This is a genomic window from Kitasatospora sp. NPDC032150 (assembly GCF_055579945.1).
In genome coordinates, this window is sequence record NZ_JBVIMH010000007.1 from 15,781 (window position 1) to 40,800 (window position 25,020).

Consider the following 25,020-nt stretch of genomic DNA (forward strand, 5'->3'; position numbering starts at 1 on the left):
GGGTGGCCGCCCCGTATCATGGTGCGGGTGACCAAGGTTGACCTGTCACCACGGCCGATCGAAGCGATGTCGCCCCGTCAGCTCGAACGCCGCCGGAATCTGCTCTCGGCGGCCCTCGCGCTGGTGAACGAGACCGGCGTCGAACGTCTGCAGATGAAGCAGGTATCCGAACGCTCGGGGGTCGCGCTCGGCACCGCCTACCGGTACTTCTCCTCCAAGGACCACCTGCTCGCCGCCGCGATCGCCGACTGGCACCGCATGCTGCTCGCCGACCTGGTGGCCGAACTGCGCGGGCCCAGGGCCGGGCTCACCGGCACCGACCGGGTGGTCCGGTTCGTCCGGCACGGCATGCGGGCGTACCAGCGGCAGCCCCAGCTCGCCCGTCTGCGGGTGTCGGTCGCGGCCTCCACCGACCCGTTCGCGAGTGAGGCGCTGCAGAGCCTGGTCCGGGCCGACGACGCGGCGCTGAACGCGGTGATGGCCCAGGTCCCGCCCGGTGCGGGCGATGTGGTCCGGCACATCGTCGGCCACGCCTGGCAGGGCGAACTGACGGCCTGGGTGACCGGCCGCACCACCCTCGACGACGCCCGCCGCCGGCTGGAGGACGTCGTCCGCCTGGTCCTCACACCCTACGAAGCGGCCTAAGACCGACCGGCAACGGGGAGCGCGGAGCCGCCGGGCTTCCATAGCGCGGATCCGCCGGGCTTCCAGAGCTCGGGGGACCGCCCGGCCGGCCGCCTCGCCACCGTCCGCGCTCCAGGCCCGACGCAGAACGGCGGGCAGGGCCGAGGCCCCACCCGCCGTCAGCGGCCCGCGGCGTCAGACGCCGCTGCCCACCCGCCGCCGCTCGCCGTCCCGGTGCCCCCGGGACCGCGCGCGCCGCCGGTCGGACCCGCTCACCACGTGCGGACCGGCCCCGGTGGGCAGCTCCGCCGGCCAGGCGGCGACCGGGTTGCCGATCCACCGGGTACCGTCCGGCATCGCCTCACCGCTCATCACCAGCGAGGCGGCGCCGATCGAGACCCCGCTCCCCAGGCTGGAGCCGGGCAGCGTGATGGAGTGCGGGCCGGTGGTGGCCCCGGCGCCGATGTGCACGGTGTCCAGGCGCATCACCCGGTCGTGGAACAGGTGCGTCTGCAGCACCGTCCCGCGGTTGATGCTCGCGCCGTCCTCGATCGCGATCAGGTCGGTCTCCGGCAGCCAGTGCGTCTCGCACCAGACCCCGCGTCCGACCCGGGTGCCCAGCGAGCGCAGCCACACGTTGAGGAACGGCGTACCGATGATCGCCTGGCCGAGCCAGGGCATCGCCAGCTCCTCGACGAAGGTGTCGTACAGCTCGTTGCGCCACACGAAGTGCGACCAGAGCGGGTGTTCACCGGCCCTGAACCGGCCCACCAGCACCCACTTGGCCAGCGTGGTGGTGATCAGCGCCGCGATCCCGGCTCCTATCAGCACCAGTCCGCCGCACGCCGCGGCCGCCGCCCGGCCGTCCCGGTCGATCACCTCCTGGAGCGCGCCGAAGGCCAGGTCGCCGAGGAAGGCGACCAGCAGCACCGGCACCAGTCGGCACAGTTCCACCGCGCCGCGGGCGAGCATCAGCCGCCGCGGCGGGTCGTAGGTGTGCGCCAGGTCACCGGTGCGGGCCACCCGGGGCAGCGAGAAGCCGGGGCGCCCCAGCCAGGAGGAGCCGGGTTCGGCGTGCGCCGGCGTGTCGGAGAGCACGCCGACCAGCGAGTTGTCGGGCAGCGTGCGGCCCGGGCCGACGATGCCGGAGTTGCCGACGAAGCTGCGCCGGCCGACCTGCGAGGGTCCGACCCGCAGCCAGCCGCCGCGTACCTCGAACGGCGCGACCAGCGTGTCGTCGGCGAGGAAGGCCCCGTCGTCCACCCGCATCAGGCCGGGCAGTGCCAGCACCGTGGACGCCTCCACCCGCCGGCCGATCCGGGCGCCGAGCAGCCGGAGCCAGACCGGGGTGAAGAGCGAGGCGTAGAAGGGGAACAGCGACCTGCGCGCGGTGTCCATCAGACGGGTGACGACCCAGGAGGCCCACGCCACCCGGCCGAGTGACGGGTGGTGTCCCGGCTTGATCATCAGACCGCACAGCCGGACCACGCCGATCAGCAGCAGCGAGTAGCAGAGCAGCGAGATCAGCACCGCGAGCGGGGTCACCAGCATCAGCTGGATCACCGCCGCGTAGAGGGTGCGGTCCTTGTCGAGCACGGACAGCACCAGGGCCAGCGCGGGCAGCGCGGCGACCAGCGGCATCAGGCCGAAGCCGACCAGACTCCCCGCGTACACCGCGTTCCACAGCCGGGAGCGGCGGTGCACGGGCAGCGGCCAGCCGGTGCCGGCCGGGCCCGCGTCGGTCATCGGACGGGCCGGGGAGCCGTGCCACTGCTGGTTCGCGACGACCTCGCCGACGACGCAGCTGCCGGGCGCGACGTCCGCGAAGTCGCCCACCACGGCGCCGGGCATCAGCGTGCTGCGGGTGCCGACCCGGGCACCCCGGCCGATCTCGACCCCGCCCAGGTGCAGCACGTCGCCGTCCAGCCACCAGCCGGCCAGGTCGACCTCCGGCTCGACACTGGCGCCGGAACCGAACCGGGCGAGGCCGGTCACCGGCGGCATGGTGTGCAGGTGCACGTCCTCGCCGACCCGGCAGCCGAGCAGCCGCGCGTACCGGCCGGCCCACGGGGTGCCGATCACCGAGGCGACGTTGAAGGAGGCCACCACCCGTTCGGCGGTCCACAGCCGCAGGTGGACCGAGCCGCCACGGGGGTAGCTACCGGGCCGCAGCCCGGCGGTGAGCAGCCGGGCGGCACTCGCCCCGGTCACCAGCCGTCCGGCCGCGCTGTAGAGCACCACCCAGCCGGTGATGATCAGCCACCACGGGGTGTGCGGTGCCCAGGCGAGCTTGTGTCCGGCCACGCTGGTGAGCCGGGCGACGTTGTCGACCGCGGCCAGGGCCAGCACCCAGCGCAGGCCGCTGACGGTGAACAGCAGGGTGAGGACGGCCAGTTGGACCGCTCCGGCGCGGCGCGGGGTCGGCCGGACGGTGCGTTCCTCGCGCGGCGGGCCGCCGAGCTCGTCCAGCCTGGCGGCCTGGGTGAGCAGCGTGGGCTGGGCGTAGATGTCGGCGACGGACACCGCCGGGTAGCGGGTTCGCAGCGCCGAGACCAGCTTGGCGGCCGCGATGCTGGTGCCGCCGAGGGAGAAGAAGTCGCTGTCCCCCGAGACCGGCAGGCCGAGCAGGTCCTGCCACTGCTGGGCCAGCCAGCCGGCCGTGCCGGTCAGGGCGGGTCCGGTGGGCGCGGCGGTCTGGGTGACGCCGGCCAGCGGCCAGGGGAGGGCGTTGCGGTCGACCTTGCCGGAGGTCTTGGTCGGCAGGTCGTCCACCAGGGCGAGCAGCGGTACCAGTGCCTGGGGCAGCCGGTCCAGCAGGGCCACCCGGGCGGCGGCGGTGTCGAACGGGGTGCCTGGACCGCCGTCGGGGACGAGGTAGCCGACCAGCACCTGGCCGCCGGCCGGGGTGTTGCGGACGGCCGCGGCGGCGGCGCGTACGCCGGGCAGCGCCTGCAGCGCGGCGTCGACCTCGCCGAGTTCGATCCGGCGTCCGGACAGCTTGACCTGCTCGTCGGCCCGGCCGACGAAGACCAGTCCCTCGGGGTCGGCGCGGACCAGGTCACCGCTGCGGTAGACCCGGGAGCTGTACAGGTAGGGGCTGTCGACGAACTTCTCGGCGTCCTTGGCCGGATCCAGGTAGCGGGCGGTGCCGACGCCGCCGATCAGTAGTTCACCGGTCTCGTTCCAGGCGACCGGCTTGCCCTGTTCGTCCACGACCGCGAGTTCCCAGCCGTCCAGCGGGGCACCGATGCGCACCGGCTGACTGGGGGTCATCAGTGCGGCGCAGGCGACCACGGTGGTCTCGGTGGGACCGTAGGTGTTCCACAGCTCGCGGTGCGGGGCGGCCAGCCGGTGGACCAGTTCCTCCGGGCACGCCTCGCCGCCCAGGATCAGCAGCCGGACCCGCTCCAGGTACTCGGTCGGCCAGAGCGCGACCAGGGTGGGCACGGTGGAGACCACCGTGATCTGACGTTCGACCAGCCAGGGGCCGAGGTCGGCGCCGGCCCGCACCAGCGCGCGCGGGGCGGGCACCAGGCAGGCGGCATGACGCCACGCCAGCCACATCTCCTCGCAGGACGCGTCGAAGGCGACCGAGAGCCCGGCGAGCACCCGGTCGCCGGGGGCGAGCGGGCGGCCGCGCAGGAACAGCCTGGCCTCCGCGTCCACGAAGGCCGCGGCGGAGCGGTGGGTGACCGCAACGCCCTTGGGACGTCCGGTGGTTCCGGAGGTGAATATGATCCAGGCGTCGTCCTCGGGGGTCGGTCTGCCGGGGCGTCCGCCGGGGCGTCTGCGGGCGTCGGCGGTGATCGCCTGACCCTCGCCCAGCACGGCGCAGACCCCGGCGTCCGCCCAGACCATCTCGGCGCGCTCGTCCGGGTCGTCCGCGTCGACGGGTACGTAGGCCGCGCCGGTGCGCAGCGTCGCGAGGATCGCGATGTAGAGGTCGGCCGTTCCCGAGGGGACGCGCACGCCGACCCGGTCTCCTCGGCCGATGCCGAGGGACGCCAGGCGACCTGCCAGCGCGTCGACCTGCTCCAGCAGCGACCGGTAGTCGAGTATCACGGCACCCGCGTCCAACGCGGGCGCGTCCGGGTACGCCTGGGCGGCGGCCTCGATCACCTCGATCAGGGTCCGTGCGGGGGCGGCCGGGATCACCGGCCACAGCGCCCCGCCCGCCAGTCCGGGTGTGGTCCCGGACGGCGGCAGACTCAAGTCCGCTACTTCACGTGATTCCATCAGCCTGCTCTTCGGTCTCGTGGACTGCGGATCTTCCAACGGCGGCTACGGACCGTGCACGGCCAGTGCCCCGCTGCATGAGGCTAGACGCACCGTCACGCCGAACCGTTCGCCGAGGCCGTCTGTTCATCAAAGTCTCATGGAGGTTAAGGACTACTCACAGATTGCGACCAGCGAGGCGAGGCACCTTACCAGTCGTTATGAGCAGCTCACGCCATGTGGTCTAGACAATGATCACGGGATGGTGCACGACGGCGTCGAAGAGGTAGCCCTCACGGTTGGCGGCCGTCGTGCGGGGCTGACTGTTTCCCCTCCGGTCACCGGCGCGCGCCGCCAGTGTGTACCGGCCCGGGTATTCGGGCCGCCAGTCGAAGCTCCAGCGGGTCCACGCGGTGCTCTCGGGCCCGTCGAGCAGCCTGGCGCGGCGCCAGTTCAGGCCGCCGTCACAGCTCACCTCGACCCACTCGACCGGCGCTTCGCCGGACCAGGAGCGCCCGTACAGCCGGTGACGCTCCCCCAGCGCGAGCATCGCGCCCCTGGCCAGCTCGAATGCGCTCTTGACCACCTGTCCGGTGAGCGGCTCCCCGCCCTCCGGCGGATAGCCGGGACCGAACATCCGGTAGATCTCGGTGTTCCACGGCGAGTACAGCGGTTCGGCAGAGACCTCGATGGTGCCGACCCACTTGATCGAGGCGATCCCGACCCAGCCCGGCACCACCAGCCGCAGCGGGGCGCCGTGGTCGGGGGTGAGCGGCGCGCCGTTCATCTCGTACGCCAGCAGGACGTCGTCGAGTGCCTTGGTGACCGGCAGCGGCCGGCGGACCCGACCCAGGTTCCGGCCGTCGGAGGTGACGTAGTCGGAGTCGAGTCCGATCGGCATCACGTCGACCGCTCCGGGGCGCAGCCCGGCCAGCCGCAGCACCTCGGCGAGCCGCACCCCGCGCCAGCGGGCGACCCCGATGCCGCCGAGCCTCCAGGGGGTACCGGGGACGGCCTGGTGCTGCTGGGCGGCGAAGAAGCTGCGGCCGTTGCCCGCGCACTCGATCGCCGCGGTGTACGAGGTGGCCGGCAGCCGCCGGAGTGCGGCGAGGTCGAACTCGACGGCGGGCCCGTCCAGTCCGCTGCCGGTGAGGGTGAGCCGCCACCGGTCGGGGTCGATGAGCGGGGTGGCGGTGTGGTTGCGGACGAAGAACCGCTCGGTGGGGGTGTGGAAGCCGGTACCGCCCTCGCGCAGGGTGTCCCAGCGCATCTCGGCGTTGGTCTCGTGCAGGACGAACCACTCGGACGGCAGCGGCTTGACGATCCCGGGCAGTTTGGCGGCCGACTCCCGTTCGCCCTGCGGGAGTTCCTCGCCGCAGTGGCCCTGTCGCACACGATCGTTCTCGAACCGGTCCATCGGTCGCTTCCTTCCGGTCGGTTGGGAGGAGAGGAGGCGTGTCCGCAAGCGCCCGCGGGGTGTCCGGGCGCCTGTCAGCGCCGTGTCATGTTCCGGATGATAGGCGGCGCCGAACGGCCCGGACAGCGGTCGGCTTGACCTTGACGCAGGTGTCAACCTCTACCGTCCCCAGTGACGGCACCACCCACCCGCAGCCCAGGGCGCCACGCCCGACGGGCCATCAAGGAGCACTCGATGGCAGCAAACACGCTCTCCAGGATCGCCCGGGGCACCGGACCCGCACTCGTCGGGATCGCCGTGCCGACCCTGGTGATCAGCGCCACCGCGGACACCCTCTCCGTCCCGGCGCAGCACCGGAGGTCGCCGAGCGGACACCGGGCGCCCGGCTCCTCGAACTCGCCTCCGGCCACCTGGTCACCTGGTCACCGTCGAACGCGGACCCGAACTGCTGGCAGCCGTCCAGGACTTCCTCGCCGAACGACACCGGTGACCGCAGCTCCGGTGCCCCCGCCGGCCACCCGGAACAACCGGCACCCCGGGGCCGCGTTGCACCCGGCATGCGCATCGGAGAACTCTCCCACCTGACCGACGTCTCGACCCGGCCGCTGCGGTATTACAAGGCAGCAGGGGCTGCTCCACTCCGAGCGGACTCCGGGCGGGTACCGGGAGTACGGGGCCGACGCCCAGGTGCGGGTCCGTCAGATCCGGGGCCTGCTGGCGGCCGGCCTCTCCACCAAGGTCATCGCCGAGATCCTCCCGTGCGCCACCGGCCCGCTGCCCGCCCTGGAGGCCTGCCCCGGCCTGCTGGCCACCTGCACGCCGAACTCCCCGACCTGGAGGGCCGGATCGAGACCCTGACGCAGAGCCGCGAGGCCCTGGCCGCCTACCTGGCCACCGCCCGCCCAGCCGCCGTCCCGTACGCGGCCTGAGCCCGCCCGCCGAGAGGGCCCCGTCCCACCCGGGGCAGGGCCTTCGGCGCACGCCCCGGCACACCGCCCGCGGGGCGCGGCCGGCGGGCCGGACGGCCCTGACGGCGAGCCGGGCGGCTCGGGTCGGGCGCCCCAGCCGTCCGGGTGAAAGGGGAGCTCATCCGTCCGGGTGAACTCCGCGCATCCGGCACCGGACCGCCGGGCACCACAACTCCCGTACCCCGCCAGGCCGGACGGCGCCAACCAGGGCCGGTCACGCAACGCATCCCAGCATTACAGACAGTCAGATCAGTGGCATGCTGGCCGACGCGCACCACCCGTCCGAGCTGTCGAGAAGGCCCGCACGATGTCCTTGCGAGCGTCCGTACTGCCGCGCTCGACCCGCCTGCCGGGCCCCTCGCGAACAACCGAACAGTCGCCCGCCCCCACCCGCCCACCCGGCCGCGCGGCGGTCACCGCCGACCGGGCCGTCCGCGCCCACCTGGCCCTCGCCACCGTCGCGGCCTGCGCCCTCGGCCTGGCCCTGCCCGAGGCGGCCGCCGTGCTCCGGCACTGCCACCCGGTGCCCTGGGCCAACCCGCCGCTGCTGATGCTGCTGGCCGCCATGTTCATCGGCGGCTTCGAGGTCCGCGCGGAGGACGTGGCCCGCGCGCTTCTGCGCCCCGGCCTGCTGCTGGCCGGGCTCGGGGTGGCTCTGGTGCTGCGGATGCTGGTACTGCTCGGCGCCGAACACGCCGCGGGCTGCTGGCCGGACCGGCGCGAGGCGCTCTGGCTGGTGGTCGGACTCTCGCTGACCGCCACCATGCCGGTCGCCGGGGCCGCCCAGACCTGGGGCGCCAAGGCCCGCGCCGACGCGCCGCTCGGCCTCGGCCTGGTGCTGGCGACCACGCTGCTCAGCCCGTTCACCGTGCCGCTCGGACTGGTCCTCGCCGAGGAGGGCGAGACCACCGGTCCGCGCCAGGTGCTGGACACGCTGGCCAGGTCCGACTCCACCTGCAGGTTCATGGCACTGTGCGTGGCCCTGCCCTGCCTCGCCGGCCTGGCCGCCCGGCGCCTCACCCGGCGGGCGGCCGGCGGGCGGTTCCGGGCCGCGGCCCTGCCCTGGCTGCGCCTGCTCGGGCTGTTCAACGCCCTCGGGCTCACCTACTTCAACGCCGCCGGGGTGTTCCGCGAGATCGGCCGCAGACCCGAACCCGGACTGGTCGCGCTCGCCCTGCTCGCTGGTTGCGCGGTGTGCGCGGTCCCCTTCCTGGTCGGCTGGCTGGCAGCGCGCCAGGCCCACACCGAACGTGACACGACCGCCGCCCTCACCCTGGCGACCGGCCTGAACAACACCAGCGCGGCCGCCGCCCTGGCCGGCACCCAGTTCAGCGGCCACCACCCGGCCGTACTGCTGCCGATCTTCTTCTACGGCATGACCCAGCAACTGCTGGCCGCCTGCGTCCCACGGCTGCTGCGCGGCCGCCGGCGCCGCGCCCGCGTACCGTACGGTCCGGGCGGGCGGGGCGGCCACCGGCGAGTGCGCCGCCTTCACCCTCCGAACGGTCGGCACGGCTTCCACGGCCCCGGCCGGCGGCGCCGCAGCCGTCGCCCGCAGGCCGCTCGTCCGCCCGCCACCTGCGCAGATGTCCCGACGCCGAGCCCCCGCCCAGACTTCACCCGGCCGTAGTCACCGTTTAACGCCTCCCTGGAATGCTCTCCGACATGAACGCTCAGCCGACCTCGGCCTCCCAGGCCCTCTCCCCGGACCGCTTCCCGCTCCCCCAGCGGCACCGCCGGGTCCTCGCCTGCGCCGCCGTCGCCGCCTCGATCGCCCTGGGCGGCCTCGGTGTGGCCGCCACCGTCGAGACCGTCCGCCAGGACACCCTCGCCATCAGCGCCCCGGCCCGCTGAACCCGCCCTTCCCGACAACGGCCCCGAGCGGGCCCTCCACACAGCAGGCCCTTCCGACCCCGGGGCACGCCGGACGATCGGCACACCCACCCCGGCCCCGCCGCCTGCGGGCTGCTCCCGGCCTCCGGCCCGTGGGATCCCTCCCAGCGGGCGCGGGTCGGCACTCGCACGACCACGCGCCGATCCGCCGCACCGCAGATCTCGCCACGGCCCGCCACCACGTCATGTGGACGGCGCCGCCGTCAGACGGTCAGCTCCTGCTGGGCCTCCGGCACCGGCCGGGAGTGCCGCCCCGACCCCGGCCCCTGCTGGACCTCCAGGGGAGGGGCATAGCGCGCGGCCGGCGCCCGCAGCAGCCAGGCCCGCCCGGCCGGAGCGATCAGCTGCATCCGGTGCAGCAGATCGAGCGCCTCCCGCCGGAAACGCGCCAGGTCGGCCAGGTAGTCGCGATGCCACCCCGCCGCCAGGCCGTACTCGTCCGTGATGTCGCCCAGCGCACCGTCTATCAGCGCGTCGGGGATCAGCACCGCCGGGGGCGCCGACTCCTCCGGCAGCGGACGCAGGTCCTCCACCAGGCGCTCGACCAGCAGCAGGGCGGCCTGTGCCAGCGTCCCGCCGCCCGGAAGGGCGAGGTCGGTGAGCTCGTCGGCCGGATCCAGCAGGGCGACGCCCTCGGCCCTGACCTCCGCCTCCAGACCGAGGAAGTCGGCGAACAGCTCGGCCTCCGCCCACTGGTGCTCCAGCAGCCAGGCCCGCTCCTCGGCGCCGAGCTCGTCCAGCAGCACCACCGGGGTCTCGGCGAGCCGCCGCCGCACGGCGAGGGCCGGACCGTCGGCGGGCGGTGCGGCCAACGGACCGAGGGCGCAAGCCAGTTCGCGGTCGGCCAGCGGAGCATCGCCCTCACCCCAGGTCAACACCCGCCAGCCATCGAGAAGTTGGCGAACTTCGGGCTGCTCCACCTGGGCCGGCCTGCCGTCGGCGAGCGCGTCGAGCGCCCGCACCAGAGCGGCATACCCGGCCGGCCCGAAGCCCGGCAGTCCACGCCCGGGCAGCCCGGCCTTGTGCAGCCGGGCGTAGGAGTGACCGATGGTCAGGGGGTAGCCGAGCACCGTGAGGAATCGTTCCGCCAGCCAGTCCGCATGACGGCGGACCAGCGGAAATCCCGCCGCGTGCGGGCCGTTCGCCGTCACCAGCGGATGCGCCACCAACAGCCGGGCGGCGGTGCGCCGTTCGACCGCCACCTCCTGCGCGGTACTGCCCGGCGAACGCTCGGGCTTGCGGTGCCGGCCGCGCCTCGCAGGGACGGCGGGCGGCAGCGCGTCGGCGGCGATCCGCCGCGCCCGGCGCAGCCCCTGGGCCGGCCTCCCCGAACGGGACCTGAGCCCGGCCGGGAGCCGCACACTCGGCCCGTGCCACCAGCTCGTCCCCGCCCCCGCAGCCCGCCCGCTCTCCAGCACACCGCCGAAGTGCCGCGCGCCGTAAAGCCCGTAGGCCGCCGTGAACAGATCGTGCGCCGCAACCGGGTCGGCCACCGCCAACTGCGCCGCAAGCTGCTCCGCCCTGCCGCCGGCCCCGGCCGCGTCAGCCGGAGCAGCCGTCACCGCGGGTACCGGGCCGGGTATGTCAGCAGGCGCGTCGGCGATGAGCTGCCCCGCTCCCACCCCGCGCCCGCCTGCCAGACCACCGAACGCCTCTTCGGCGCCGGTCGTGTACTCGCGCTGCTTCATGTCGCACACAAGACTAGACGGTGGGTGAGGCCCCTCGTGGCACCATCCGGCCGGACCGGACGCTTCGACCCCGACACCAGGTGGCCGGGACGCGGCAATATCCTACGCGCCGGTAACAACCCCTTTCGCAGGCCGCCCGCCGTCGCCTATCGTCCAGGACGTGCCGAATCCGCCCCGTGTGCTCCCGTGGTCGAAATCGGCGTCTGCCCTGCTCACCGTCGCGCGGGACGCCTCGCCGCGACCCCGCCCGGACGGCGTCGGCCCCGCCGCGCCGAGCTGCTGCTCGCTGACGGCGCCGCTGGTCCGGCTCCGACCCCCGCCCGACGGTCCGGCCACCCGCCGCGCACGCACGCCGTCGGCCGCCACCAGGTGCGACGCGCCGCCCTGGGCAGCCGCCCGGACAGCGGACTCGACGGCAGCCGTACGCTGCGGAGCAGGACATCCGGCCCCCGCCCGCCGCGGATCCCGTCGGACCGCTCGCCGGGCTGCCGGGCAGTCCGGACGGCTCCGCCCCGCTCCGGGCAACCGTCCACCGGAGTGCCCCGATCGTCCGGAGCGCCGCCGCAACCGGCCGCCGGGGCGACCACGCCCGCCATCCCACCAAGGGTCCCGACTGGAAGCCGACCCCGACCGACCGCCTGGAGGCCACCCCCGCATGACCATCATTCGACGCCTGCGCTCCGCCCGCGGCCTGCTCGGCACCCTCGCCGCCACCTCGACCGCCCACCTCGGCGCCATCGCCACCGGCGCGAGCACGCTGCGGCTCGCCACCAAGCCCGCGCTGATGCCGCTGCTCGCCGCGCACACGCTGGCCCGGACCGAACGGACCCCGCGACTGCTCACCTCGGCGCTGGTGGCCAGCACCGGTGGCGACGTACTGCTCCAGGTCGGCGACGACACCGCCTTCCTGGCCGGAATGGGCTCCTTCGCCGCCGCCCATGTCTGCTACGTCACGATGTTCGTCAAGCAGGGCGCGCTGAACGACCGTCGGCGCACGGTGCTGATCGCCGGAGCCTACGCGGCGGCCTGGGCGGCCATGGTGAGTCAGCTCTGGCCCGGCCTGGGCGAGCTGAGAATCCCGGTCGCGGTCTACAGCCTGCTGCTGGCCTCCACCGCGGTGACCTCCGCCGGCCTCAACTGGCGGACTGGTCTGGGCGGGGCCCTGTTCCTGCTCTCGGACAGCCTGATCGCCACTCAGCTGGCGGGCTGGCGGGAGCTGCCCGGGCACGAGTTCTGGATCATGGCGACCTATATCGCAGCCCAGTACCTGCTGGCCGTCGGCACCCTGCACGCCCAGGCCGCCGACGCGCCGCAGCCCGCCGAAACGGCCGGCACCGCGGACGGCGAGCGCTACCGGGCCCGGGCGCGGCTCAGCACCCCGGTGCAGTCCCCGGGGCGCTGAGCCGAACGGTCCCGTCGGCCGGAGGCCGGCGGTGCACCTGTGCCGGGCGCGAGTCGCGCCGGTCCGGCCCAGGTTCGCCGTCGGTCCTTCAGTACCTCCCCGAGTTCCCGCCGGAGCCGCTGCGGCGGCGCAGCAGCCAGACGCCGCCGATCCCGGCCGCGACCAGGGCGGCGCCGGTGGTCAGCTGCTTCGGGTCACTGGCGATCGAACCGCCGAGGCCGGTGCCCACACCACCGTGGGGGTACCGGCCGGAGGAACCGTCGTGCCCGTTCCCGCTCTGCCCTCGGCCGTTGTCTCGGCCCGAACCGTTGTCGCGACCGGGACCGCTGTCATGTCCCGGACCATTGTCGCGGCCCGATCCGCCGTCGTGGCCGTTCCCGCTCTGCCCTCGACCGCTATCCCGACCCGAGCCGTTGTCATGACCGGAGCCGTTGTCCCGACCCCCACCGTTGTCATGGCCGGAGCCGTTGTCCCGACCCCCACCGTTGTCATGGCCGGAGCCGTTGTCCCGACCCCCACCATTGTTGTCACGACCCGAGCCATTGTCCCGGCCCTGCCCGCCCGCCTTGCCCCCGGCGTCCCCGCCACCGGGGTCAGCTGCGGGTGCGGCGTTCATCACGGCCCCCGCAGCGGCGGCCAGTGCCACTTCGACGGCCCCGGCGAAGCTCCTGCCGTCCGGGCACTTGCCGTCAACGCCCCACTTGTTGTCGTTGTTGCCGGACTTTCCGCCCGCCAGCCTGGCCAGTTCCTCCTTGGCCGCCAGCAGCACCGTGCCGCGGTACTTCCCGTCCGAGTCCGCGCTGAGCGCGGCCTTGCCAGTGGAGAATGCCTGCGAGTTGGCGGTCACACTCCGCTCCGCGTTGTTCCCGCAGGCCACGCTGACCGTGACCGACTGTCCGGGAGCCGCCGCGGCCGGGCTGACCAGGATCGGCTCAGCGGCCTTGACCGCCGTCTCGGGCGTCGCGGAACCGATTGCCGCCGGGACCGCGACCGCGACCAGAGCCGAGCCTCCTAGCAGAGCTGCGGCCGTACGCGAGATGCGCATGCCCGTACCTCCAGGTTCTCGGGCGCAGCCGGGGACTTGGTCGTCCACGTGATCGAACGACTACGCCCTGTCGCCCAAGACGCTAGGCAGCGCCGACACCGGCGGCCACTGCACGGGCCCGTTCGGGTAGACCACCGCCCGGCACGGCCCACGGGGCCATACGGGCTACAGCGCCAGGTCCACCACCACGGGCGCGTGGTCCGAGGTGCCCTTGCCCTTGCGGGCCTCGCGGTCGACGTAGCTGTCGCTGACGGCCTCGACGAAGGGCTTGTTGCCGTAGGTGAGGTCGATCCGCATGCCGCGGTTCTTGGGGAAGCAGAGGGCGCGGTAATCCCAGTAGGTGTACGGGCGGTCGTACTTCAGCGGGCGGGGCACGACGTCCTGCAGGCCGGCCGTCTGAAGGGCGGCGAGGGCGGCCCGCTCACGCTCGGTGACATGGGTGAGGCCCTCGAAGGCCGCGCGGTCGTAGACGTCCTCATCGGTCGGGGCGACGTTGAAGTCACCGAGCACGGCGAACGGACGGGCCCCGGCGGCGTCCTCCAGGACGGACCGGCGCAGCGTCTCCAACCAGTCCAGCTTGTAGCGGTAGTGGGCGTGGTCGACCTCGCGGCCGTTGGGCACGTACACCGACCAGACCCGGACCGGTCCGCAGGTGGCCGCGATGGCGCGCGGCTCGGTCTCGGGAAGCAGAGCGTCGTCGGCCAGGTAGCCGGGTTGCTCGGGCAGGCCACGGACGACGTCGGTGAGGCCGAGCTTGGAGAGGATCGCCACGCCGTTCCACCGGCCGGTGCCGTGGGCGGCCGCCTCGTACCCGAGCTCCTTGACCGCCTCGAAGGGGAAGGAGCCGGTGGCGCACTTGAGCTCCTGGAGGCAGAGCACGTCCGGCTTGGCGCCGTCGAGCCACTCCAGCAGCTTGGGGAGCCGGGCGGTCACGGAGTTGATGTTCCAGGTGGCGATTCGGACGGTCACGGGCGGCCTTCCCGGGCATGCGGAGCTGGTGCGGACAACGGACGGAAACCCTCGACAGGGATCCCACCCGAACATACCGCCCGCCGCCGACAACCCGTCGTGGCGTCGGGTCGGCCGGGCAGCGCCGGCGCCGGTCCCGGCGGTCCTACCGTCCGCCCCTTCCGAACGACGGGGCAGCACCACGACCGCCATCGGCTCCTCCGGACCGCCCGCAGCGTGGCCTACGGTTCGTCACTTCACCGAAGTGACACACGATGTAACGGTTGACTACACGAAATGCAGATAATCCGAAGAAGGCGACGATCACTTCGATAGCTTGCGGCCCGTCTCCCCGCTCCCCGCAAGCCCGAAGGACGTCGCAGCGACCGTGTACCAGCCACCACACTCCCCGCACTCGTACCCCGCACCGCCCCAACCGCCACCGCTCCGCCCCTGGTGGCAGCGGCGCCCGGTGCAGGTACTCGCGCTGATCTTCCTGCCGGTGGCGACCTTCGTGATCACCTGGAGCTGGCCGCGCGCCCTGTGGAAGCGGCTCGTCAGCACCGTCCTCGCCCTCTTCAGCTGCCTCGTGTGGCTGGGCGCCGTGGTCGGCCCGGCGCCCAGCCAGGCCACTCCTGACACGCCGTCGGCCGTGACCTCCGCGGCGGCCTCCGCGCCCAGCCCGTCGCCGTCACCGACGCCCTCGCCGGACGCGGCCGGCACGTCCCCGACCCCGCCCCCCTCACCGACTCCCACCGCAGCCGCCCCGGACCCGGCGCCGGAGGAGAGCCACGGCGACTCCGCCTCCACCGGCGGGTCATCCGCCACCGGCGGGGGCACCTCGTCCGGGGGCACCGGCTCCGGCGGCACCTCGTCCGGCGGTTCGGGCTCGGGAGGTTCGGGCTCGGGCGGTTCGGGCTCGGGCGGTTCGGGCTCGGGCGGTGGCCACTCGTCCGGAGGCACCGGCTCCGGCGGCAGCTCCACGGGCGGCGGCTCGGGCCCGGTCGTCCACCCGGGCGCGTTCTGCTCCCTCGAAGGAGCCACCGGTGTCACCTCGAAGGGCACACCCATGGTCTGCGGCCGGGCCTCCGACGGCCGGGACCGCTGGCACGCCGCCTGACGGATCGCCTGCCCGGCCGCCCCGCCCAGCCGGGACCTGCCCGGCCCCTTGCCCACCACGCCCGACGCAACCGAGGCGCCCGGCTCAGGCCAGGTGGGCCCGTTCGGAGCGCCGGCGCTTGATGGTGCGGAATCGCCGGGCGACCTGGCGGGCGAGGTCGGCGGCGCCGACCAGGCCGGCCTCGTTGCCGAGGGCCGCGTGCACGATCTGCGCCTCGGGGCGGAAGCCGCGGCCGGTGAGGGTGCGTTTGAAAGCCTCCTGGGCCGGGCCGAGCAGCAGGTCGCCCGCGTCCGAGACGCCGCCGCCGATGACGAACCGTCCGGGGTCGAGGGCGGCGGCCAGGTTGGCGATGCCGACGCCGAGCCAGTGACCGATGTCGTAGAGGAGTTCGACGGCGACCGGGTCGCCCGCCCGGGCGGCCTCGGTGACCAGCGGGCCGGTGATGCCCTCCCGAGTGCCGCCCGCGCGGGCGAGCAGCGGCTCGACCACCGGCGACTCCTCCTCGACCAGCGAGCGTGCCTCCCGGACCAGCGCGTTGCCGGAGGAGTACTGCTCCCAGCAGCCCCGGTTGCCGCAAGGGCAGCGGTGTCCGCCCGGGACGACCTGCATGTGGCCGAACTCGCCCGCCAGGCCGTACTTGCCGCGGTCCACGAAGCCGTCCCGGACCACCGCGCCGCCGATGCCCGTGCCGAGGGTGATCATGACCATGTGGTCCTCGCCCCGGCCGGCCCCGAACCGCCACTCGGCCCAGGCGGCGGCGTTGGCGTCGTTCTCCACCACCACCGGGAAGCGGAACCGCTCGCTCAGGGCCTCCTGCAGCGGTTCGTTGCGCCAGTTCAGGTGCGGCGCGAAGAGGACCCGCGAGCGGTCCGCGTCCACCCAGCCGGCCGCGCCGATGCCGACCGCGTGGACGTCGTGCCGGTCCGCCAGCTCCAGCACCAGTTCGACGATGACGTCCTCGACCACCTTGGCGCTCTTGCTCTTGTCCGGGGTCTCGGTCCGCAGCCGGTCGATCACCTTGCCCTCGCCGTCGACCACTCCGGCGACCACCTTGGTGCCGCCGATGTCCACGCCGATGGTGGGCAGCCGCAGCACGCTCGGGGGCAGTGCGCGCCGGCGCCGGTCGGCGTTGCGCGGGCCGAGGCCGAACAGGGTGGGCAGCACTGGCGGCCTGGCGGTGCCGCTCGGGATGACGGTCACGTCGGCGGATGCTCCTTCGGGTCGGTACGACCGAGCTCGTGGGAGAGTTCGGCCAGGTCGGAGCCGCCCGCCATCTCGGTGGTGAGCTGTTCCAGGTTGATCTCCGAGCGCGGATGGCTACCCGCCATCCTCCCTCGTTTGAGCAGGGTGAAGTGGTCGCCCACCAGATAGGCGTGGTGCGGGTTGTGAGTGATCAGCACCACGCCGAGCCCGGCGTCCCGGGCGGCGGCGACGTACTTGAGCACCACGCCGGACTGCTTGACACCGAGTGCGGCCGTCGGCTCGTCCAGGATCAGCGCCTTGGCGCCGAAGTGGACGGCCCGGGCGATCGCCACGCACTGGCGCTGGCCGCCGGAGAGGGTGCCGATCGGTTGGTCCACGTCCTGCAGGTCGATGCCCATCTTCTCCAGGGCTTCCTGGGTGATGCGGCGCATCCGGGGTACGTCGAGGCGGAAGCGGCCGAGTTCGGCGCCGAGGAAGAAGTTCCGCCAGACCGGCATCAGCGGGACCACGGCCAGGTCCTGGTAGACCGTGGCGATGCCGCGGTCCAGCGCCTGTCGGGGCGAGCTGAGCCGGACCTGTTCGCCGGCGATGGCGTAGCTGCCCTCGTCGTGCTGGTGCAGTCCGGCGATGATCTTGATCAGGGTGGACTTGCCCGCGCCGTTGTCGCCCAGCACGCAGCTGATCCGCCCCTGCTCGACCGTCAGCGAGACGCCCTCCAGCGCCCGGACGGCCCCGTAGTCCTTGCCGACCTCGTTGAGTTCCAGCAGTGTCACTTGCCCGGCCCCCGCTCCGCCCGTCGCTTGACCCAGTGGTTCAGCAGCGCGGCCAGCAGCAGCATCGCGCCGAGGAAGAACTTGAACCAGTCCGGATTCCACTCGGCGTAGACGATGCCCTTGCTGGTCATGCCGAAGATCAGTGCGCCGAGCGCGGAGCCGACCACCGAACCGTAGCCGCCGGTGATCAGGCAGCCGCCGATCACCGCCGCCACGATGTAGATCAGCTCGTTGCCGACGCCCTCCCCCGACTGCACGGTGTCGAAGGAGAACAGCAGGTGCTGCCCGAGCACCCAGGCGCAGAACCCGACGCCGAGGTACAGGAAGGTCTTGGTCCGGGCCACCGGGACCCCGACCGCGCGGGCGGCCGCGGCGTCGCCGCCGACCGCGAAGATCCAGTTGCCGAAGCGGGTGCGCAGCAGGATCCAGCTGCCGAGCAGCATCAGGCCGAGCCACCACCACACCGTGGCCTTCAGGGTCAGCCCGCCGATGGTGACCTCGGAGGCGAACAGCCAGTGGCAGGAGGCGAAGCCCTGCATGTCGGCGATCGACTTGGTGGAGACCGTGCCGGAGATCACCTTGGTGACGCCCAGGTTGGCGCCGGTGAGCATCAGGAAGGTGCCCAGCGTCACGATGAAGCTGGGCAGGCCGGTCCGGGCCAGCAGCCAGCCGTTCAGCGCGCCGATCCCCAGCGCGACCGCCAGCGAGACCAGCGCCCCGACCCAGGTGATCGCGGTGAACTGGTAGGAGATCATCGAGGAGGTCAGCGCGGCGGTGGTGACCGCGACCCCGGCCGAGAGGTCGAACTCGCCGCCGATCATCAGCAGCGCCACCGGCACCGCCATGATCCCGATGGTGGAGGCGGTGTAGAGCACGGTGCCGATCGAGGAGGGCCGCAGGAAGCTCTCCGCCGCCAGGGAGAAGAAGGCGAAGACCGCGACGGCGGCGAGCAGTGCGCCGAGTTCCGGGCGGGAGTGGTGGTGCCGGCGGCGCAGCGGCCGCTCCTGGGCGAGTACGTCGGTGCCGCTCATCGGGTACCCCGCGCGACGTACTGGGCGAGCGCGGGGGCGTCGTCCTTGGTGAGTACCTGGGGTCCGGTGAGCACCGGCTTGCCGCCGCCGAGGGCGTCCAGGTTGTAGCGGTGGAGCCAGAGCAGGTCCACACCCTCGTAGCCCTGGAGGTAGGGCTGCTGGTCCACGGCGAAGCCGATGGTGCCCGACTTCAGTCCGTCCACCACCTGGGTGTTGAGGTCGAAGGTGTCCACCTCGACGTTGCGCCCCGCGTCCTTGACCGCCTGCAGTCCGGTGGCGGCGAGCGTGGCGCTGAGGGTGAGGACGGTGTCCAGGTCGGGGTCGGCCTGGAGCTTGGCGGCGATCGCCGACCGGGCGTCGGGCAGGTTGACCCCGTTCACGTAGAGGGTCTCCAGCTGCCCGTTGAACGCGCCCTTGGCGCCGGAGCAGCGCTGCTCCTGGCCGATGTTGCCCTGCTCGTGGATCACGCACAGGACGTCCTTGCGGCCCCGGGTGCCCAGGGCCGTGCCGGCCGCCTGCCCGGCGGTGGTCTCGTCCTGCCCGATGTGGGTGAGCGCGCCGAAGCGGGCGGAGAACTCCTGGCCGGAGTTGATGCTGATCACCGGGATGCCGGCGGCCTTGGCCCGGGCCAGCGGGGCGGCCATCGCCTCGCCCTTGGCCAGCGTGACCAGGATCCCGTCGACCTTCTGGTCGATGGCGGCGTCGACCAGCTGGACCTGGCCCTGGGTCTGCGCGTCGTTGGAGTAGAGGAAGGTGATGTTGTCCTTGGCCGCGGCCTGTTCGGCGCCCTTGCGGACGGTGTCCCAGAAGGCGTCGCCCGCCCCGGCGTGGGTGATCATGGCGATCTTCCAGCGGGGGGTGTCGACCGCGCCGCCCGCCGTGCTCGCCGCCCGGCTGCGGGCCTGCTCGGCGCGGAGGCCGCCGGTACTGCTGCAGCCTGCCGTCAGCAGGGCAAGGGCGAGGAGCATCGTTACGGTTCGTGGCATGCCTCCTATTGTCGGTGTGCCTTCCCCCAGGTCGGCACAGGCCCCGCACCGCGCCGCCGCGCGGGTGACGGTACGGCAGGTTCGCAAAGTCCGCAGCAGGGCCTGGGCCGTTGGACGCGCCTCCCGGGGCAGGTGGCAGACTTGTCCCCGCACTTAGCCGGTTCCCAGCAACATGTGACGTTCCTCTCAGCTTTCCATCAGCTTCAAGAGCAACTGATCTCCCGTTCGAGACCGTCTGATCCCATCGGTGCGCGTGCCGGGCAAGCGGAGCCCGGGCGGCCTGCAACCCGGATACGAGAAGTTAGATGCAACTGACAGGTAAACCATTTCTGATCCTCACGATCGTCCTCGTGCCGATCTCGATCGCGGTTGCCATGCTGCTCTGGGGGCGGGTTCGCGGTCCCAAGCCGCTGCAGTTCCTGACCCGGCTGATCATGATCCTGTTCACGCAGATCACGGCCGTACTAATGGTCTTCGTACTCGTCAACAACGCCAACCTGATCTACGGGAACTGGGACGACCTGCTGGGTACCGGCAACCACATCCGGGCCGTGCCCGAGGTGCCGAAGGAGGACCCGAACGCCGCTCCCGGCAAGGGCGCCTCGGACCGGCCCAAGGTCATCCAGCAGTTCAAGTCGGTCGACGACCCCAAGGTCCCCAAGGACGTCAAGACCACCGACCTGAAGGGCCAGCTCTCCGGCGTGGACGGCGAGGTCGTGGTCTGGACTCCGCCGCAGTACGACGACCCGGCGTACAAGGACAAGAAGTTCCCGGTCGTCGAGCTGCTGCCGGGCTGGCCGGGCTCCTCCTCCACCTGGTACGGCTCGCTGCACGTCACCACCAAGCTCAAGCCGCTGATGGAGAACGGCCAGGTCGCCCCGTTCATCCTGGTCTCGCCGCGCACCCAGCTGCTGGGCACCACCACCGACACCGGCTGCGCCGACGTCCCCGGCAAGGTCAACGCGGAGACCTGGCTCACCCGTGACGTGCCGCAGATGATCACGGACAACTTCCGGGTGGACGACTCCGCCGACCGCTGGGCCGTGGCCGGGTACTCCGCCGGTGGCCACTGCGCCGAGAAGCTCGCCGTCTCGCACCCCAACCGCTACCGGGCCGGCATCAGCCTCTCCGGCTACAACGACCCGGCCGCGGAGGAGGCTTCGCTCACCGCGAAGGACCCGCACCTGAGGGAGATCTCCAACCCGCTGAACATCCTGAAGACCGCCGCCGCCCCGCCGAAGGTCGCGCTCTTCATGGCCGGCGCCAAGGCCGACGGCTACGAGGCCGGCCTCGCCGTGAAGGCCGCCGCCAAGGCGCCGACCACGGTGACCGTCCAGGAGCTCACCGGCCCGCACACCACGGACGTCTGGAGCAACGTGCTCCCCGAGGCGTTCAAGTGGCTGACGGGGATCATCCCGGTCCAGCACTGACCCGGACACAGCACGAGGGGCCCGCCGAAACGTTTCGGCGGGCCCCTCGCGTACTCCCAGGCCGCACTCGGGAACGGTTCACTCGCCGCCCAGCACTCTCCCAGCCCCGGTCAGTCGGCGACGGCGGCCCGGCGCCTGCCGAGCTGTCGGCGCGGCCACGGGAACAGCCTGAGTGAACGCTTCGCCGCCAGGTCCTCCATCCAGCCGAAGCAGAGGACGAACAGGGCGATCAGCGGGATAGCGATCATCAACGGGAACCAGTGGCTGCGCAGCAGCCACTGGCCGTGCTGGAACATGAAGTCGATGTCCCAGAGCCGGTCGATGATCGGGATGGCCAGCACCAGCGCGGTGTTGTGCCACAGGTAGACACTGACGGCCCGTGCGTTCAGCAGGCTGATCAGACCGTTCCAGCGTTCCAGTGGCCGCGGCCAGCGCTCCCAGGACGGGCTGAGGTGGAGCAGCAGCAGGACGTACCCGAAGGACCAGACCGCCTGGGCGATCGGGACGCTGTCCAGGTCGCTGGGGACGGTCGGGTCGTCCACCGGCCGGCTGAGCAGCCACCACAGGCCCGCCACCATGATCAGCGGCGCCATCGACGGGGCCAGGTACTGCGGCAGCTTGCGCAGCAGGCCCTCCTGGTGGGCCATGCCGAGGATCCAGCAGGAGCCGAAGGTGGTGAAGTCGGTGACGGTCTCCCAGATCCTCCCCTCCTGGTCGAACAGGCCGGAGTTGATCAGGATCGACAGCGCGAGCGGGGTGAACACCGTGATCCACGGCTGCCTGCGCAGCGCCTTCAGCATCAGCGGCGAGAGCAGCACGTACCAGAGGTAGGCCCGCAGGTACCACAGCGGCACCGCGATCTGCTCGGCCCAGGTCGGCTCGACGATGCCGTGGAAGCCGTGCAGGTTGTCGCCGAACGGCGGGGTGCTCACCGGCAGCACCCAGAACGCCAGCTCGCCCCACCAGACGGCCGGGTGCCCGTCGGACTCCGGGCCCCAGCCGTCCAGCACCATCACGGTGATCAGGATCGCGCCGAACAGCCACATCGGCGGCAGCAGCCGGCGCAGTCGCCCCCGGATGACGCTGAGCGCCGGGCGGCTGAGCGAACGGGCCATCAGCGATCCGGCCAGCGCGAACATCACGCCCATCGACGGGAAGACCAGCGGCAGCCAGGCCCAGCCGAAGTTGTGGTAGAGCACCACCCGGCCCAGGGCCAGGGCCCGCAGCAGGTCGAGGTAGCGGTCGCGCCCGCCCTTGCGGGGCGCGGGCGCGTCCTCGGCGGCCTGCTCGGCCGGGAGGCTCTCGGGGGCCGGCCGGGGGATCCGCAGCTGGAGGGTCTCGGAGTGCAGGTCCGGGACGAAGGCGTAGGACTCGGACATGCTCAGGCCTCCACGATCGGCGCGGCGACCTCGCCGGTGCGCCGTAGTTTCTGCCAGCGGAGCCGGCCGCCGGTCACCGCCGTGATCGAGGACTGGAGCAGCACCAGGTACATCAGCTGCCGGTAGACCACCTGCTGGACCGGCAGGGTGACCAGGTGCCAGGGCTTCTCGCCGTCCAGCCGGAAGGCGTACCAGGCGAGGCCGCCCTGGACCAGCAGCACGGCCGCCCAGGCGCCGAGGGTGGCCGGCGCGTCCACGAAGAGCACCCCGTAGAGGAGGAACAGGTCGATCAGCGGGGCGAGCAGCGGAGCCAGCACGCCGAAGAGCACCACCAGCGGCAGGCCGACCCGGCCGAAGCGGCCCGCCGGGCCCCGGTCGAGGACGGCTCGGCGGTGCTTCCACATCGCCTGCATCGTGCCGTAACTCCACCGGTAGCGCTGCGACCACAGCTGCTGCATGCTGGCCGGCGCCTCGGTCCAGGCCCTGGCCCGCTCGGCGTAGACCACCCGCCAGCCCTGGCAGAGCATGGCCATGGTGATGTCGGTGTCCTCGGCCAGGGTGTCGTCGCTCATGCCGCCGACCTGGACCAGGGCGCTGCGGCGGAACGCGCCGATCGCCCCGGGGATGGTCGGCATGATGTTGAGCGAGTCGTACATCCGGCGGTCGAGGTTGAAGCCCATCACGTACTCGATGTGCTGCCAGGCGCCGATCAGGGTGTCCCGGTTGCCGACCTTGGCGTTGCCTGCGACCGCGCCGACGCCCGGATCGGCGAACGGCTGGATCAACTCCCGTACGGTGGACGGCTCGAAGACGGTGTCGCCGTCCATCATCACCACGATGTCGTGGGAGGCGTTGGCGATGCCGTTGTTGAGGGCGGTGGACTTGCCGCCGTTGGGCTGCCGGATCAACCGGACGCCTGGCAGGGCGAGTTCCTCGACGATCTCCGAGGTGCCGTCGGTGGACCCGTCGTCGATGACGACGATCTCGATCGGATGGTCGCTGGCCGCCAGTGAGTTGAGGGTGTTGGCGATGCACTCGCGCTCGTTGTAGGCGGGGACCAGCACCGTGGCGGGCGCGGTCACCGGTGGTCCCCAGGAGAAGTCGGGGCGGCGCGAGCGGCGGGCGTGGCGGGTGGCCAGCACCAGCATCAGCGCGAACCGGGCGAAGACCAGTGCGCCGACCACCGCCAGCAGCCCAACCAGCCAGGGCAGCACCTGGACGGAGAACTGGGTGCAGAGGATGAACGCCTTCCCCGCCCAGAGCTGGTAGCCGTGCACCGGGACCATGGTGGCGGAGGTGCCGAGCGCCTCGCCGATGCTCGCGAAGCGGTAGTTCTCGGCCTGGAGCTTGTCGATGATCTGGCCGAGCGCCGCCACCGTCTGGGAGCGGTCGCCGCCGGCGTCGTGCAGCAGGATCAGTTCGCCCTTGCCGGGCACCTTTGGCATCGCGGCCTTGACGATCGCGTCCACGCCGGGGCGCTTCCAGTCGTCGGTGTCCGAGTCGATGAAGGCGGTGAGGTAGCCGCGCCTGCCGACGTCCTTGGTCACCGGCCAGGTCCAGTCGTCCAGCGCGTCCGCGGTGGAGGAGTACGGCGGGCGGAAGAGCGAGGAGTGCACGCCCGCGACCCCGGCCAGCGCCAGCTGGGTCTGGCCGAGCTCCCAGCCGAGCCTGGTCCTGGACTGCAGCGCCAGGTCGGGGTGGGTGAAGGTGTGCACCCCGATCTCGTGACCGCCGGCCACGATCTTCCGGATCAGGTCCGGATTGTGCGCGGTCATCGAGCCGGTGACGAAGAAGGTGGCATGGATGTGGCGGGCCGCCAGCAGATCGAGGATCTTCGGCGTCCACTTCGGGTCCGGGCCGTCGTCGAAGCTCAGCACCACGGTGTGGTCGGGGACGGAGTAGCTGACCGGGTGGTCGTTCTTGTCCCCGCGGGCGTCGACGATCGGCCCGCCGGTCAGCAGGTTCGGCGGCACCGTGGTCTTGTCGACCGAGACGGCGATCCGCTCGTCGTGGAAGACCTCGTTGGTGGCCATGCCGCGCAGCACCAGCATGGCGAGCAGGCAGACCAGCAGTGACACCGGCAGGAAGAAGCGCAGAGGCGGGGCGGCTAGCCGGCGCGGCCGAAGGACAGACTGCCGTCTGCGCTGATGGCGGGACATGGGGTACCTGGATCCGGGACGTGGGTGAGGTAGGTGGTGGCTGGGCCGGACCGTGGGCCGCGGCTTCGCCGGGCGGCTTCCGGCCGCCGGGCGGGGTGGGTCAGTGGTGGCTGGCCTGGGCCGTGGGCTGCGGCTTCGCCGGGTGGTTGCCGGTCGCCGGCGTGGGTGAGTGGGTGCTGTGCGCCGTCACCGCGGTCGGCTTGCCGCCCGCGGGGCTCGCCGAGCGCGAGGCGCTCGGCGAGGGCTTCGCGCTGCCCGCTGCCGCGCTGTGGGATGCCGACGGGCCGGCGGCCGGGGCCGAACCGGTGGCCGGTGGCGGGCTCCCCATCGGTGAACCGAGCGCGGTGGGCAGACCGGTGCCGCTCGGTCCGGGGCTCGCGATGGTGCTGGACGGCTGGGGCGGCACCTGCAGGGCCGGGGCCTGGGACTGCAGGCCGATCAGACTGCTGCTGAGCGCCGCCGCGACCATCGCGCTGGCCAGCCCGACCACCCAGCCGAAGCCGCGCAGCCTGCGGCCGCGGGCACCGGACTGGTCGACGAAGACCGGTGAGTGGTCCGCCGGCGGGGGGATCGGTCCGGGATCGGGGTGCTCGGACCGAAGAAGAGTGGGTGCCACCGAGGGCGGGCCTTTCCGAAGGGGTGGAGCTGCGGCGTCTGACGCAAGGGGGGACGGTAATGCACGCTCATTAGATAAATCAGCGTCAATGTTCGATTTGGGTGGATCTGTGCACCTCTTGTG

19 protein-coding genes and 1 pseudogene are annotated in these 25,020 nt (G+C 72.7%); 8 read left to right on the forward strand and 12 right to left on the reverse strand.

The genetic code is table 11. The features are described 5' to 3' along the window. Positions 1 to 27 precede the first annotated feature (27 nt). The gene (locus tag ACZ5ON_RS10690; protein WP_344635928.1) at positions 28 to 645 is read left to right on the forward strand and encodes a TetR/AcrR family transcriptional regulator; all 618 of its coding nucleotides are present in this window, start codon (positions 28 to 30) and stop codon (positions 643 to 645) included. A 174-nt stretch (positions 646 to 819) separates the two neighbouring features. On the opposite strand, the gene ACZ5ON_RS10695 is transcribed toward ACZ5ON_RS10690, so the two are convergent. Beyond that, the gene (locus ACZ5ON_RS10695) at positions 820 to 4,860 is read right to left on the reverse strand and encodes a Pls/PosA family non-ribosomal peptide synthetase (protein ID WP_465588778.1); all 4,041 of its coding nucleotides are present in this window, start codon (positions 4,858 to 4,860) and stop codon (positions 820 to 822) included. A gap of 223 nt (positions 4,861 to 5,083) precedes the next feature. Beyond that, positions 5,084 to 6,256: a sulfite oxidase gene (locus tag ACZ5ON_RS10700; protein WP_465588781.1), complete on the reverse strand. Its 1,173-nt coding sequence runs from the start codon at positions 6,254 to 6,256 to the stop codon at positions 5,084 to 5,086. A gap of 630 nt (positions 6,257 to 6,886) precedes the next feature. Between ACZ5ON_RS10700 and ACZ5ON_RS10705 the strand changes: the two are divergent. The 4 genes and pseudogenes from ACZ5ON_RS10705 to ACZ5ON_RS10720 form a co-directional block, all read left to right on the forward strand. Beyond that, positions 6,887 to 6,952: pseudogene (locus ACZ5ON_RS10705) on the forward strand (hypothetical protein); the annotation flags it as partial. Between the two features lie 62 nt (positions 6,953 to 7,014). Further along, positions 7,015 to 7,185: a hypothetical protein gene (locus tag ACZ5ON_RS10710; RefSeq protein ID WP_465588784.1), complete on the forward strand. Its 171-nt coding sequence runs from the start codon at positions 7,015 to 7,017 to the stop codon at positions 7,183 to 7,185. Between the two features lie 346 nt (positions 7,186 to 7,531). Then, on the forward strand, positions 7,532 to 8,854 hold the full coding sequence (locus tag ACZ5ON_RS10715) for a hypothetical protein (protein ID WP_465588787.1): 1,323 nt from the start codon (positions 7,532 to 7,534) through the stop codon (positions 8,852 to 8,854). Between the two features lie 35 nt (positions 8,855 to 8,889). Then, on the forward strand, positions 8,890 to 9,078 hold the full coding sequence (locus ACZ5ON_RS10720) for a hypothetical protein (RefSeq protein WP_465588790.1): 189 nt from the start codon (positions 8,890 to 8,892) through the stop codon (positions 9,076 to 9,078). 242 nt (positions 9,079 to 9,320) lie between these two features. On the opposite strand, the gene ACZ5ON_RS10725 is transcribed toward ACZ5ON_RS10720, so the two are convergent. Beyond that, positions 9,321 to 10,805: a DUF2398 family protein gene (locus tag ACZ5ON_RS10725; protein WP_465588793.1), complete on the reverse strand. Its 1,485-nt coding sequence runs from the start codon at positions 10,803 to 10,805 to the stop codon at positions 9,321 to 9,323. A gap of 655 nt (positions 10,806 to 11,460) precedes the next feature. Here ACZ5ON_RS10725 and ACZ5ON_RS10730 point away from each other — a divergent pair. Further along, the gene (locus ACZ5ON_RS10730; protein WP_465588796.1) at positions 11,461 to 12,207 is read left to right on the forward strand and encodes a lysoplasmalogenase; all 747 of its coding nucleotides are present in this window, start codon (positions 11,461 to 11,463) and stop codon (positions 12,205 to 12,207) included. Between the two features lie 88 nt (positions 12,208 to 12,295). Here ACZ5ON_RS10730 and ACZ5ON_RS10735 read toward each other — a convergent pair whose 3' ends face one another. Next, a complete protein-coding gene (locus tag ACZ5ON_RS10735; protein WP_465588799.1) occupies positions 12,296 to 13,252 on the reverse strand; it encodes a hypothetical protein in 957 nt (318 codons plus the stop codon). Between the two features lie 165 nt (positions 13,253 to 13,417). Then, positions 13,418 to 14,221: an exodeoxyribonuclease III gene (locus tag ACZ5ON_RS10740; RefSeq protein ID WP_465588802.1), complete on the reverse strand. Its 804-nt coding sequence runs from the start codon at positions 14,219 to 14,221 to the stop codon at positions 13,418 to 13,420. 367 nt (positions 14,222 to 14,588) lie between these two features. Here ACZ5ON_RS10740 and ACZ5ON_RS10745 point away from each other — a divergent pair, with 367 nt between their 5' ends. Beyond that, entirely contained in the window at positions 14,589 to 15,320 is a 732-nt protein-coding gene (locus ACZ5ON_RS10745; RefSeq protein ID WP_465588805.1) for a hypothetical protein, read from the forward strand. Positions 15,321 to 15,404: 84 nt separating this feature from the next. Here ACZ5ON_RS10745 and ACZ5ON_RS10750 read toward each other — a convergent pair whose 3' ends face one another. From ACZ5ON_RS10750 to ACZ5ON_RS10765, 4 genes are read right to left on the reverse strand one after another with little or no spacing between them, the layout of a single operon-like run. Further along, entirely contained in the window at positions 15,405 to 16,511 is a 1,107-nt protein-coding gene (locus ACZ5ON_RS10750) for an ROK family glucokinase (protein ID WP_465589400.1), read from the reverse strand. A 5-nt stretch (positions 16,512 to 16,516) separates the two neighbouring features. Beyond that, on the reverse strand, positions 16,517 to 17,332 hold the full coding sequence (locus tag ACZ5ON_RS10755; protein WP_465589403.1) for an ATP-binding cassette domain-containing protein: 816 nt from the start codon (positions 17,330 to 17,332) through the stop codon (positions 16,517 to 16,519). After that, complete coding sequence (locus ACZ5ON_RS10760) at positions 17,293 to 18,327, reverse strand: ABC transporter permease (RefSeq protein WP_465588808.1); 1,035 nt, start codon at positions 18,325 to 18,327, stop codon at positions 17,293 to 17,295. Before ACZ5ON_RS10760 ends, ACZ5ON_RS10755 begins: the two co-directional genes overlap by 40 nt. Further along, positions 18,324 to 19,313, reverse strand: a complete 990-nt coding sequence (locus ACZ5ON_RS10765) for a sugar ABC transporter substrate-binding protein (protein WP_465588813.1) — start codon at positions 19,311 to 19,313, stop codon at positions 18,324 to 18,326. The genes ACZ5ON_RS10760 and ACZ5ON_RS10765 overlap by 4 nt, the downstream gene beginning before the upstream one ends. Positions 19,314 to 19,663: 350 nt before the next feature. Here ACZ5ON_RS10765 and ACZ5ON_RS10770 point away from each other — a divergent pair, with 350 nt between their 5' ends. Beyond that, complete coding sequence (locus ACZ5ON_RS10770) at positions 19,664 to 20,743, forward strand: alpha/beta hydrolase (RefSeq protein WP_465588816.1); 1,080 nt, start codon at positions 19,664 to 19,666, stop codon at positions 20,741 to 20,743. A gap of 110 nt (positions 20,744 to 20,853) precedes the next feature. Here the strand turns inward: ACZ5ON_RS10770 and ACZ5ON_RS10775 are convergent, their stop codons facing one another. From ACZ5ON_RS10775 to ACZ5ON_RS10785, 3 genes are all read right to left on the reverse strand, one after another. Then, positions 20,854 to 22,122: an acyltransferase family protein gene (locus tag ACZ5ON_RS10775; RefSeq protein ID WP_465588819.1), complete on the reverse strand. Its 1,269-nt coding sequence runs from the start codon at positions 22,120 to 22,122 to the stop codon at positions 20,854 to 20,856. Between the two features lie 2 nt (positions 22,123 to 22,124). After that, positions 22,125 to 24,281 carry a bifunctional polysaccharide deacetylase/glycosyltransferase family 2 protein gene (locus ACZ5ON_RS10780; protein ID WP_465588822.1) on the reverse strand — a complete coding sequence of 719 codons (2,157 nt, stop codon included), beginning with the start codon at positions 24,279 to 24,281 and terminating at the stop codon, positions 22,125 to 22,127. A gap of 100 nt (positions 24,282 to 24,381) precedes the next feature. Next, positions 24,382 to 24,897 (reverse strand): hypothetical protein, encoded by a 516-nt coding sequence (locus tag ACZ5ON_RS10785; RefSeq protein ID WP_465588825.1) that lies wholly within the window; start codon positions 24,895 to 24,897, stop codon positions 24,382 to 24,384. Positions 24,898 to 25,020 lie beyond the last annotated feature (123 nt).